Source organism: Rhodanobacter sp. OR87, from assembly GCF_000473345.1.
Lineage (GTDB): Bacteria > Pseudomonadota > Gammaproteobacteria > Xanthomonadales > Rhodanobacteraceae > Rhodanobacter > Rhodanobacter denitrificans.
Map to the genome: position 1 here is coordinate 46,977 of NZ_AXBJ01000027.1, position 11,616 is coordinate 58,592.

Genomic DNA, 11,616 nt, shown 5'->3' on the forward strand with positions numbered 1-11,616 from the left:
GTCAGGCCGGGATGAGGGTGGTGATCATGTGTTCGACGTAGGCGTCGAACTCTTCATGATTGAGCCGCGGCAGGCCCAGGGTGAAGTTCAGCTGCAGGAAGCCGACGTAGGCGGCATAGGTCAGCCGCGCGCGGTTCAGCGCCTGCGCCGGGGCCAGGCCGGCCTCACGGTAGGCGGTGGTGAGGAACTCCATGCGCCGCTGCGATACGCGCGCCATCACCGGCACCACCTGCGGGTGATCCAGCGCCTTCAGCAGCGCCGCATACACCCGGTGCGGCTGCAGTTCGTGCGCGACGCGGCGAAACAGCTCGGGCAGGCGCTGGCGCGGGTCGGCGATCTGCTCGATCTGGCCCAGCACTTCGCGCTCGCCGTACTGCTCCCAGCGTTCCAGCGTGGCATGCAGCAATGCCTCGCGGGTGCGGAAATGCCAGTAGAAACTGCCCTTGGTCACGCCCAGCTGGCGCGCCAGCGCTTCCACGGCCAGTGCGCCGACGCCGTGTTCGGCAATCAGCTGCAGGGCGGCAAGTTCCCAATCCTCGGCCGACAGCCGGGTGCGTTCTGGCTTGCTACTGACATTCATGTGCGTATGGTAGCGGCAGCCTACGCATTTGTAATGCGCCACGTCGATCCGGCCTGGCGCCACGGCCGTCGCCGGGGGCGCCAGGCGCAGGGTTGACGCCGCTCGCCGGGGCGATCCATACTCTTCCGTATGGTGATCCATGCCCCCACGTCCCCGCTGCTCAGCCGCTTTCGCGCTGCCGACCTGACGCTGGCGGTGGAGACGCGCTGCCCGGCGGGTCGACCGAGCCTGCTGTTCGCGCACGGGTTCGGCCAGACCCGCGGCGCCTGGAACGGCGCGGCGGCGGCGCTGGCGCAGGCGGGTTGCCGCTGCGTCACGTTCGATGCGCGCGGCCACGGCGAGAGCGACCGGATGGCGGAAGGCGCGGAGTCCGGCCATGGCTACCACATGGACCAGTTTGCCGACGACCTGCAGCGCCTGGCCGCAGCGCAGCCGCAGCCGCCGATCCTGGTCGGTGCGTCGATGGGCGGCCTGCTCGGCATCGTGCTGGCCGGCGAAATCCGGCCGTCGCCGTTCCGTGCGCTGGTGCTGGTGGACATCACGCCGCGCTGGGAAACCGCCGGGGTGGAACGCATCCTCGCCTTCATGCAGGCGCATCCGCACGGCTTCGCGAACTACGCCGAGGCGGCCGAGCAGATCGCCGCCTACCTCCCGCAGCGGCGCGAACGCAAGAGCGAGCAGCAGCTGCGCCCGTTGCTGCGCGAAGGCAGCGACGGCCGGCTGCGCTGGCACTGGGATCCGGCCCTGCTGGCGGGCGACCTGGTGCAGGAAAGCGAGCGCTACCAGCCGCGCCTGCAGGCCGCCGCGACGACGATCGAGGTGCCGGTGCTGCTGCTCTCGGGCGCGCGCAGCGACGTGGTGTCGCGCGCCACCGTCGACGAGTTCATGCATCTGGTGCCGCACGCGCAGCATGTCGAGTTGCCGCACGCCACGCACATGGTGGCGGGCGATGCGAATGACGCCTTCACGCACGAAGTTGCCCGCTTTGTGCAGAGTCTTGATCCGCTACCCGTCGACCGGCGCGTTGCCGGTGCCGCCCAATCGCAATGAGGTGTTGAGATGTCCGTGCTACTGACCCTGCTGGCGGCGTTGATTGCCTCCGGCGCCTGCGCCTACCACCGCAGCAGCCTGCGCAGCTGGGCGATCGCCACCACCGTCGCCACGCTGGTGGTCGGCCTGATCGCGCATGCGCCGTGGACCACCACGATCCTGCTGATCGTCGAGCTGGCGATCGCGCTGCCGCTGCTGCTGGTGGATTTCCGCCGCAAGCAGATCACGCTGCCGATCCTGAAGATCTTCGCCAAGGTGACGCCGAAGCTGTCGGAGACCGAGCAGACCGCGCTGGAAGCGGGCACGGTCGGCTTCGAGGGCGAGCTGTTCTCCGGCAAGCCGGACTGGCACGAACTGCTGAAGCAGCCCAAGCCCGAGCTCTCCGTGGAGGAGCAGGCCTTCATGGACGGCCCGGTGGAAGAGCTGTGCGCGATGATCGACGACTGGCAGATCACCCACGAGCTGGCCGACCTGCCGCCGAAGGTGTGGGAGTTCATCAAGAAGAACCGCTTCTTCGGCATGATCATCCCGAAGCAGTACGGCGGCCTGCAGTTCTCCGCGCTGGCGCATTCGGCGGTGCTGCAGAAGCTGTCCACCGCGTCGGCCACGGTGTCCTCCACGGTGGCCGTGCCGAACTCGCTGGGGCCGGCCGAGCTGCTGCTGCACTACGGTTCGGAGGAGCAGAAGAACCACTACCTGCCGCGCCTGGCGGTGGGCGAGGAGATTCCCTGCTTCGCGCTGACCGGCCCGTACGCCGGTTCCGACGCCACCTCGATCCCCGACGTGGGCATCGTCTGCAAGCAGGTGGTCGACGGCGTCGAGACGCTGGGCATCAAGCTCACCTTCGACAAGCGCTACATCACGCTGGCGCCGATCGCCACGGTGGTCGGCCTGGCCTTCCGCATGTACGACCCCGAGCACCTGCTCGGCGACAAGGAAGACCTCGGCATCACCCTGGCACTGCTGCCGCGCTCGACACCGGGGCTGGAGATCGGCCGCCGCCACTTCCCGCTGAACATCCCGTTCCAGAACGGCCCGGTGCGCGGCAAGGACGTGTTTGCGCCGCTGTCGGTGCTGATCGGCGGGCCGCAGATGGCCGGCCACGGCTGGCGCATGCTGGTCGAGTGCCTGTCGGTGGGCCGTGCGATCTCGCTGCCGTCCAACGCCACCGGCGGCATGCGCGCCTCGGCGCTGGCGACCGGCGCGTATGCACGCATGCGCAAGCAGTTCGGCCTGGCGGTGGCCCGCTTCGAGGGCGTCGAGGAAGCGCTGGCGCGCATCGGCGGCCTCACCTACGCCACCGCCGCGCTGTCGCGCGCCACTGCGGCGGCGGTCGACCGCGGCGAGAAGCCGGCGGTGCCGTCGGCGATCGCCAAGTACCACGCCACCGAATGGGCACGGCAGATCGCCGCCGACACCATGGACGTGCACGGCGGCAAGGCGGTGCAGCTCGGTCCGAAGAACTACGCCGGCCGCGGCTGGTCGGCGGTGCCGATCGCGATCACGGTGGAAGGCGCCAACATCATGACGCGCAGCCTGATGATCTTCGGCCAGGGCGCGATCCGCTGCCATCCGTACGTGCTGAAGGAAATGCAGGCGCTGTCGATCGCCGACCGCGGCGAGCAGCTGAAGACGTTCGACCGCCTGCTGTTCGGCCATATCGGTTTCGGTATCTCCAACGCGGTGCGCAGCTTCGCGATGGGCGTGAGCGGCGCACGCCTCGGCGAAACCGCCGGTGACGCCTACACCCGCCGCTACTACCGCAAGCTCGACCGCTACTCGGCTGCGCTGGCGCTCACCGCCGACGTGTTCATGGGCGTGCTCGGCGGCAAGCTGAAGTTCAAGGAGAAGCTGTCGGCGCGCCTGGGCGACGTGCTGAGCTACCTGTACATCGCCAGCAGCATGCTCAAGCAGTACGAGGACAACGGCCGGCCGGAAGCCGATCGCCCGTTCCTGGCCTGGGGCTTCCATCAGTGCATGTGGCTGATCCAGAACGCGCTGGACGGCGCGATCCGCAACTTCCCGGTGCGCCCGGTGGCGTGGCTGCTGCGCGCACTGGTATTCCCGCTGGGTCGCCGTGAGGTGCCGCCGTCAGACCGCCTCGGCCGCCGCGTCGCCGCGCTGCTCACCGCTCCGAACGAGGCGCTCGACCGCCTCACCGACTGGGTCTACACCACGCCCACGCCGAACAACACGATCGGCCGCATGAAGGCGCTGCTGCCGGACGTGATCGCCGCCGAGCCGGTCGAGCGCAAGTTCGGCAAGGCGCAGAAATCCGGCCAGTTCACCGCGCACGATTACCTCGACCAGCTGGCCGAGGCGCAGCAGGCCGGGGTGATTTCCGAAGCCGAGGCCAACCTGCTCAGGCACGTGCGCGAAGGTGTGTTCGAGTTCATCTCGGTGGACGATTTCGACAGCGACGAGCTGCGCGCGTTCAAGACGCGGGCGGACGCCTCCTGAATCCCACTGACCGACCGGCCCGCCTTGCGGGCCGGTTCCTTTGCGAGGGCCAAAAAGATGAATGCCCCGGTGTTGACCATCTACCGCCGTATCACGCGCTGGCCGGCGGGTCACCGGTTCTTCTCGCGGCTGATCTGCCTGAAGGCGCCGTACTTCGCCACCATCGCGCCGCGCTTCGTGGCGCTGGAGCCGGGCCGCTGCGAGGTGCGCATCTGCGACCGGCGCCGTGTGCACAACCACCTCGGCACCATGCATGCGATCGCGCTGTGCAACCTGGCCGAGCTGGCTGCCGGGGTGATGACTGATGCGACGATTCCGGCGGACATGCGCTGGATCCCGAAGGGCATGAGCGTCGAGTACCTGAAGAAGGCGGTGGGTACGATGCGCGGCGTCGCCACGCCGGAGGCGGGCGTGCCCGGTGCCGGCGGCGGCCGCGAGTGGCCGGTCGGGGTGGAGGTGACGGACGACACGGGTGAGACGGTGCTCCGCGCACGCGTGCTGATGTGGGTGTCGTTGCGCAAGCACGGCTGAAAGGCGGCCCGTGCCGGCTCAGTCCGCCAGCATGCAGCGGTTCTTGCCGCTGCGCTTGGCCGCGTACATGGCGCGGTCGGCCGCCTGCATCAGTCGTTCGTCGGCATCGGCCTGCTCGTTCGGCGCGTACGGTGCGATGCCGATGCTGGCGCCGACGCGCACCTCGGCCGGCGTGCCGTTGACCCACAGGGCGTAGGGCTCGCCCAGCGCGGCGCAGATTTTTTCGCACAGGCGCAGCGCCGTCCGCGGATCGTCGATCTCCTCCAGCACCAGCGCGAACTCGTCGCCGCCGAGCCGCGCCACCGTGTCGTTGCTGCGCAGGTGCGCCGACAGCCGCGCGGCGATCTCCTGCAGCAGGGCGTCGCCGGCGGCGTGGCCGTGGCTGTCGTTGACGTGCTTGAAGCCGTCGATGTCGATGCTGGCCAGCGCGAACTGGCTTTGGTGACGGTTCGCGCGCTGGATCGCGCCGTGCAGGCGGTCGTGGAACAGGATGCGGTTCGGCAGCCCGGTCAGCGGGTCGTGGCTGGCCTGGTGGCGCACCATCGCCTCGATCAGCTGGCGCTCGGCGATCTCGCGACTGAGCTGCTGGTTGCGTTCGGCCAGTTCGTCCCTGGCCTGCTGCAGCTTCATGCGCGCCGCGTACAGCTCCAGGAATACGCGCACCTTCGACTGCAGGATCACGTCGTTGATCGGCTTGGCGATGTAGTCCACCGCGCCGGAGCGGTAGCCCTTGAGCCGGTTCATGTCGTCGACGTAGGCGGCGGTGACGAAGATGATCGGGGTGTCGCGCAGGTGCTCGGCCTCGCCCAGCAGGGCGGCCACCTCGAAGCCGTCCATGTCCGGCATGTTGACGTCGAGCAGGATCAGCGCGAACTCGTGGTCCAGGCACAGCGCCAGCGCCTCGTTGCCGCTGCGTGCCTCGAACAGCTCGGCGCCGCTGCGGGCGAGCAGCCGGCGCATGGCGACCAGGTTGGCGGCGGTGTCGTCGACGATCAGGATCTTCGGCAGCATCGTGTACACCAAACAGACGGACTCGAGCCTACCTTAACCTCTGCGGCCGGCCGCGGGTAAGGGCCGCCATGCTCAGCGCCGCAGCCAGGCCAGCAGGGTGGCCGCCAGGCGGTCGAGGTCGATCGGCTTGGACAGGTAGTCGCTGGCGCCCATCGTCAGGCACTTCTCGCGATCGCCCTGCATGGCCTTGGCGGTCAGCGCAATGATCGGCAGGTCGCCGTAGCGCGCCTGCGCACGGATCGTGCGGATCATCTCGTAGCCGTCCATGCCCGGCATCATGATGTCGATCAGCAGCAGCTCCGGCATGGCTTCCTCGGCCAGCATGCGCAGCGCCTTGGCGCCGTCCTGCGCCAGGCTCACCTGCATGCCCCAGCCGCGCAGCACCTTGGACAGCGCGAACAGGTTGCGCATGTCGTCGTCTACCAGCAGCACGCGGCGGCCGGCCAGTGCGTCGCCGGCTGCCGCCGATGGGGCGGTCGCCGCGTGCGGTGCGGCGGCCTGCCGCTCGACGGCGGCGGCAGGCTTCGTCGGCGCGGTCGCCGGTGGTTCCTCCGGCAACAGCACGGTGAAGCGGCTGCCGCGGCCAGGTTCGCTGCGCACGACCAGGTCGCCGCCGAGCATCCTCGCCATCCGCCGCGAAATGGCCAGGCCCAGGCCGGTGCCGCCGAACTGCCGGCTGGTGCCGGCGTCCACCTGCTCGAACGCGTTGAAGATGTGTTCGAGCTTGTCGGCGGGGATGCCGATGCCGGTGTCGCTGACGGTCAGCGCGAGCAGTGGCCGGCCACGCAGCGGGTCGGGCACGTCGATCTGGCCTGGGCGGCCGATGTGCAGGCTCACCGCACCCTCGGCGGTGAACTTGAAGGCGTTGCCGAGCAGGTTGTTGGCGATCTGTTCGAGCCGGGCACAATCCGTGCGCAGGCTCGTCGGCAGCCCGGCTTCGATGTCCAGCGTGAATCCCAGCGATTTCTGCGCGGCGACGTGGGCGAACGCGCGGCGCAGGCGCTGCACCAGCCCGGCCAGCGGCAGCTCGTCGATCACCAGCTCCATCTTGCCGGCCTCGATCTTGGACAGGTCGAGGATGTCGTTGATCAGGCGCAGCAGGCTGTTGCCGGCGTCGTGGATGATCTGCACCGATTCGACCTGTTCCGCGTCCAGGTTGCCGCGGGCGTTGCTGGCCAGGTCGCGCGACAGGATCAGCAGGCTGTTCAGCGGCGTGCGCAGCTCGTGCGACATGTTGGCGAGGAACTCGGACTTGTACTGGCTGGCCTGCGCCAGCTCGGCGGCCTTGTCGGCGGTTTCCTGCTGCAGGTCTTCCAGCACATATTTTTGCCGGTTCAGGCTTTCGGTCATCTCGCGCAATTCCTCGTTCGACGCCTGCAGCTCGCCGGCCTGGATGCGCAGCTCCTCCTCGGAGGCGATCAGCCGCCGCGATTGTTCCTCCAGCTCTTCCGTCTTCGCCTGCAGCGCGTCGTTGTTGTCGCGCAGCACTTCCTTCTGCTGGCGCATCACCAGTTCGGACACGCGCAACTCGTCGGCCTGTTCCTGCGTGCGCAGCAGCAGCCCCTGCACGCTGGCCGTGCGGTTGAGGTTCTCCAGGCTCAGCGCCACCACGGGCAGCAGTTCGTCCAGCAGCTGCCGTATCAGCGGGGTCGACGGGGTGAAGCCGGCCAGTTCCAGCACGCCGATCAGGGTGTCGCGATACAGCACCGGCAGGATCGCGAGGTGGCTGGGCAGGGCCTCGCCGCTGCCGGAGTCGATGTGCAGGTAGTCGGCCGGCACGTCGTCCAGGATGATTGCCTTGCGCTCGATCGCACACTGCCCGACCAGGCCTTCGCCCGGCAGGTACTGGTCGGCCGAGCGGTGGCTCAGGCGCAGGCCGTAGCTGCCGATCAGGTCGAGCCGCTGGCGCGCATCGTCGTACGAGTAGAACAGGCCTACGCCGGCCTTGCACAGCGGCACCAGCGCGCTGGTCAGCCATTGCGCGAACTCCTTGTGCGTGGTGGCCTGCAGCAGCAGGTGGGAGATGGACGACACCTGTTCCTTGATCCAGCTCTGTGCCTGGGTGTCCACCGACATCTGCCGGAACACCTGCAGTGCGCGGGCGATCTCGCCGATTTCGTCGCGGCGGTCGATCCGGCGGATCTCGAAATCATGGTCGTGGTTCGCCAGCCGGGTCAGCTGATCCGTCAGGCTGCGCAGCGGGCGGGTGACCAGGCGCAGGGTCAGCCGGATCACCGTCACGCCGAGCAGGATGGCGAGCAGCGCCGCCACGAAATTGACTGCGCGGGTGATGGCGAGGGTCCGGTCCAGACGCTGGTTGCGCGTGGCCAGGAGCCGCTCCTCGTCGAGCGTCATCTGCCCGATGACGTCGCTGATCTCCTGCACGCTGACGCTGCGGTGCTTCAGGTAGTCGGACTGGATGCGCAGCCGCTGCAGCGCGGCCTGCGCCGGATCGTTCGCGTCCAGGCCGGCGAGGGTGTCGATCACCCCCCTGCGGAACTCGCGCTGCCACAGCGCCGCCATTTCCTCCACCTTGTCGATGCGCGACAGCTGCAGCGGGTTGTCCGACATCAGCTCGCGCAGCCGGGCGATATGGGTGCGCAGATCCTGGTTGGCGCTCTCGAAGGCATCGCGCTGCGCGGCGTCCTGGGTCAGCAGGTAGCCGCGGGCGCCAACCTGGCTGGCCTGCATCGTCTGCAGCACGTGGTCCAGCTGCAGCAGCACCTGATAGGTATGCGTGGCCCAGCGGCGGTCCTCGTCCTGCTGACGCAGCGAGTACAGGCTGATCGCGCTGGCCAGCAGGAACAGCCCCAGCAGCAGGCCGATGGCCAGCACGATCTTGTGCTGCAGCGGCCGGTCGGCCAGCCAGGAGTTGGACGTTTGGGTCAGGGGCATGCGGATCATCATCGCAGTTTGCCGCCGCGCCTGCCGCAGGTCGGGTGGCGCTCGCCGACTCAGCGGCGCCAGACCGGCGGCACGATCGAGCCGCGCCGCCGCGCCACCACCAGCAGGCCGAGCGTGCACAGCGAGCACAGCACCAGCGCGACCACCGAGGCCTCGGCGCCGAACGCGCCGCCGCTCAGCCAGTCCGGGCCGCTGCGGGTGGAGATCAGCCAGCCGTCGGCGTCGCTGCCGGAAACCGGGATGCCGTAGACCGTGCCCTGGGCGAAGTTCCACGCCGCGTGCAGGCCCATGCAGGCCGCCAGCGAGCGGGTGACGTGGTAGAGCATGCCGAACAGCAGGCCGGCCTCGATCGCGATGGCCGCCGAGCTCCACAGCGTGGCGCCGGGGTTGGCGATGTGCGCCGCGCCGAAGAACAGCGCCGAGATCAGCAGCGCCCACCAGCTGCCCAGGCCTTCCTCGACGATGCGGAAGATCACGCCGCGGGCAATGATCTCCTCGCCGATGCCGGCGCCCAGGCCGACCACCAGCAGGGCATTCACCCATGCGGCGTCCGGGTTGCTGCCCGTCACGCGGTAGCTGCCCAGCAGCCACAGCGTGGCCACCACGGCGCTGAACAGCAGCAACCCGAACAGCACGCCGGACAGGCCCTGCGGCAGCAGCCGGCGTGGCGCCAGCTCGGCGAGCGGGCGGCGTTCGACGCCTTTCACCAGCAGCAGGTAGGCGGCCAGCGGCACCAGCGCACGGGCGACGAATTGTGCGATGGCCAGTTGTGGCGCCGGCGTGCCCTTGCCCCAACCCAGCAGATGAAAACCGAACTGTGCCAGCATCATGAGGCCGACGAACCAGGCCGCGAAAATCACGATCCGCGCCAGCGGCGAGAACAGCAGCCAGCGCTGCCAGCGCGGCGCCGCGGACGGCGTGGTGAAGGCGATGGCCTGCTCGTGCATGTTTGGGCTCCCCCGGCAAAGCCGTGCACGTTAGCAGCGCGGTGGCGCGGCGGCTACAGCTCCACCGCCGCCGCGTGCTCGCGCGTGGCGGCGAAGCGCACCTGCGGCCAGCGCTCCTGCGCCAGCTGCAGGTTGACCCGCGTCGGCGCGATGTAGACCAGCTCGCCGGCCGCGTCCAGTGCCAGGTTCATCGCGTTCTTCTCGCGGAACTCCTCCAGCTTCTTCGGGTCGTCGCAGTGCACCCAGCGTGCGGTGGTCACCGTCACCGGCTCGAAGCTGGCGTCGACGTTGTACTCGTCCTTCAGCCGGTAGGCGACCACCTCGAACTGCAGCACGCCGACCGCGCCCAGGATCAGGTCGTTCGACATCAGCGGGCGGAAGAACTGGGTCGCGCCTTCCTCGCTCAATTGCGCCAGGCCCTTCTGCAGCGCCTTCATCTTCAGCGGGTCGCGCAGCCGCGCGCGGCGGAACAGCTCCGGCGCGAAGTTCGGGATGCCGGTGAAGGTGACCAGCTCGCCCTCGGTGAAGGTGTCGCCGATGGTGATGGTGCCGTGGTTGTGCAGGCCGATCACGTCGCCCGGGTACGCCGTCTCCACGATCTCGCGGTCGGACGCCATGAAGGTCAGCGCGTTGGCGATGCGCACCTCCTTGCCAGTGCGGGTCTGGATCATCTTCATGCCGGCGTTGTAGGTGCCCGAGCACACGCGCATGAACGCCACGCGGTCGCGGTGCGCCGGGTCCATGTTGGCCTGGATCTTGAACACGAAGCCGGAGAGCTTCTCCTCCTCCGGCTGGATCTCGCGCGTGGTGGTGGCGCGCGGGCGCGGGCTGGGCGCGTACTCGACGAAGAAGTCCAGCAGCAGCTGCACGCCGAAGTTGTTCACCGCCGAGCCGAAGAACACCGGCGTCTGCCGGCCGGCCAGGTATTCGTCGAGGTCGAACGAGGGCGCGGCGCCCTGCACCAGCTCCAGTTCCTCGCGCAGCTCGCGCATCGCCTCGGCACCGATCTTCTCCAGCAGGCCGGGCGCATCGAGGCCCTTGAAGATGGTCGAGTCCTGCCGGGTGAAATTCTTGCCCTGCTCGAAGATGTGCACCTCGTCCAGCGCCAGGTGGTACACGCCCTTCAGCCGCTTGCCCATGCCGATCGGCCAGGTCACCGGCGCGCAGGCGATGCCCAGCACCGACTCCACCTCGTCCAGCAGTTCGATCGGCGAGCGACCCTCGCGGTCGAGCTTGTTGATGAAGGTCATGATCGGCGTGTCGCGCAGCCGGCAGACTTCCATCAGCTTGATCGTGCGCTCCTCCACGCCCTTGGCGCAGTCGATCACCATCAGCGCCGAGTCCACCGCGGTCAGCACGCGGTAGGTGTCCTCGGAGAAGTCCGCGTGGCCGGGGGTGTCGAGCAGGTTGACGATCTTGCCCTCGTACGGGAACTGCATCACCGACGAGGTCACCGAGATGCCGCGCTCCTTCTCCAGCGCCATCCAGTCCGAGGTGGCGCTGCGCGACGTCTTGCGACTCTTCACCGAGCCGGCCATCTGGATCGCGCCGCCGAACAGCAGCAGCTTTTCGGTTAGCGTGGTCTTGCCCGCGTCGGGGTGGCTGACGATGGCGAAGGTGCGGCGGCGGCGGGTTTCTTGGAGATGCGAGGGCATGGAGGCGGGTCGGCTGGAGCGCGAACCGGCAATTGTAGCGTGGATCGGGGTGGGGCCTCTTGCTCCCTCTCCCGCGGCAACCACCTCGCGACCTCGTTGTAGGAGCCCGCTCGCGGGCGATGCTGTCGCCTTTTGATGAGTGATTCAAAGCGAAGAGCTTTCGTGCGCCTGCGGCGCCCGAGGTACTTCTCTTTATGCTTGCCCCAGTACTGTCCGGTTAATCGGGGAAGAGAATCAATTGGTTAGCAGGGTCGCCGGTAGAACTCTGTGGTTCTTGCTGCTGCAGGGCGCATTCCAATGGGGTTTGTTCAAATAGCGTCACGCTCAGGATCTGTAGAATTTCGTAGAGCGAAGCCTTCAGGTGCAGGCGCTTGCGCACGATGGCGATGAGCACATAGACCGCAACGGCGATCCACACCTGGGTCTTCACGGCATTGAGTGAGGTGCCGAAGAATGCCTTGATATGCAGGTGCTGTTT

General features: G+C 68.4%; 8 protein-coding genes and 1 pseudogene. 3 read left to right on the forward strand and 6 right to left on the reverse strand.

What is annotated here, in order from left to right:
* Position 1 precedes the first annotated feature (1 nt).
* Complete coding sequence (locus tag RHOOR87_RS0116395; protein WP_015446820.1) at positions 2-580, reverse strand: TetR/AcrR family transcriptional regulator; 579 nt, start codon at positions 578-580, stop codon at positions 2-4.
* 129 nt (positions 581-709) lie between these two features.
* On the opposite strand from RHOOR87_RS0116395, the gene RHOOR87_RS0116400 reads away from it, so the two are divergent.
* The 3 genes from RHOOR87_RS0116400 to RHOOR87_RS0116410 are packed head-to-tail and all read left to right on the forward strand — an operon-like array spanning position 710 to position 4,621.
* Positions 710-1,630 (forward strand): alpha/beta fold hydrolase, encoded by a 921-nt coding sequence (locus RHOOR87_RS0116400; protein WP_015446821.1) that lies wholly within the window; start codon positions 710-712, stop codon positions 1,628-1,630.
* Positions 1,631-1,639: 9 nt separating this feature from the next.
* Positions 1,640-4,090, forward strand: a complete 2,451-nt coding sequence (locus RHOOR87_RS0116405) for an acyl-CoA dehydrogenase (protein WP_027485634.1) — start codon at positions 1,640-1,642, stop codon at positions 4,088-4,090.
* Positions 4,091-4,147: 57 nt separating this feature from the next.
* Positions 4,148-4,621, forward strand: coding sequence for a hotdog fold domain-containing protein (locus RHOOR87_RS0116410; protein ID WP_015446823.1), 474 nt, complete (start codon positions 4,148-4,150; stop codon positions 4,619-4,621).
* An 18-nt stretch (positions 4,622-4,639) separates the two neighbouring features.
* Here the strand turns inward: RHOOR87_RS0116410 and RHOOR87_RS0116415 are convergent, their stop codons facing one another.
* The 5 genes and pseudogenes from RHOOR87_RS0116415 to RHOOR87_RS0116435 all read right to left on the reverse strand — a co-directional run.
* On the reverse strand, positions 4,640-5,632 hold the full coding sequence (locus RHOOR87_RS0116415; RefSeq protein ID WP_015446824.1) for a diguanylate cyclase: 993 nt from the start codon (positions 5,630-5,632) through the stop codon (positions 4,640-4,642).
* Between the two features lie 72 nt (positions 5,633-5,704).
* Positions 5,705-8,527 (reverse strand): response regulator, encoded by a 2,823-nt coding sequence (locus RHOOR87_RS0116420; RefSeq protein WP_231381823.1) that lies wholly within the window; start codon positions 8,525-8,527, stop codon positions 5,705-5,707.
* A 59-nt stretch (positions 8,528-8,586) separates the two neighbouring features.
* Positions 8,587-9,483, reverse strand: coding sequence for a type II CAAX endopeptidase family protein (locus RHOOR87_RS0116425; RefSeq protein ID WP_015446826.1), 897 nt, complete (start codon positions 9,481-9,483; stop codon positions 8,587-8,589).
* A gap of 53 nt (positions 9,484-9,536) precedes the next feature.
* Entirely contained in the window at positions 9,537-11,138 is a 1,602-nt protein-coding gene (locus RHOOR87_RS0116430; RefSeq protein WP_015446827.1) for a peptide chain release factor 3, read from the reverse strand.
* Between the two features lie 217 nt (positions 11,139-11,355).
* Positions 11,356-11,616, reverse strand: a pseudogene (locus RHOOR87_RS0116435) (IS4 family transposase); the annotation flags it as partial.

Coding starts and splice junctions, on each gene's coding strand:
- RHOOR87_RS0116395 (WP_015446820.1), bottom strand. CDS start 580: ATGAATGTCAGTAGCAAGCCAGAACGCACCCGGCTGTCGGCCGAGGAT.
- RHOOR87_RS0116410 (WP_015446823.1), top strand. CDS start 4,148: ATGAATGCCCCGGTGTTGACCATCTACCGCCGTATCACGCGCTGGCCG.
- RHOOR87_RS0116425 (WP_015446826.1), bottom strand. CDS start 9,483: ATGCACGAGCAGGCCATCGCCTTCACCACGCCGTCCGCGGCGCCGCGC.
- RHOOR87_RS0116415 (WP_015446824.1), bottom strand. CDS start 5,632: ATGCTGCCGAAGATCCTGATCGTCGACGACACCGCCGCCAACCTGGTC.
- RHOOR87_RS0116400 (WP_015446821.1), top strand. CDS start 710: ATGGTGATCCATGCCCCCACGTCCCCGCTGCTCAGCCGCTTTCGCGCT.
- RHOOR87_RS0116430 (WP_015446827.1), bottom strand. CDS start 11,138: ATGCCCTCGCATCTCCAAGAAACCCGCCGCCGCCGCACCTTCGCCATC.
- RHOOR87_RS0116405 (WP_027485634.1), top strand. CDS start 1,640: ATGTCCGTGCTACTGACCCTGCTGGCGGCGTTGATTGCCTCCGGCGCC.
- RHOOR87_RS0116420 (WP_231381823.1), bottom strand. CDS start 8,527: ATGCCCCTGACCCAAACGTCCAACTCCTGGCTGGCCGACCGGCCGCTG.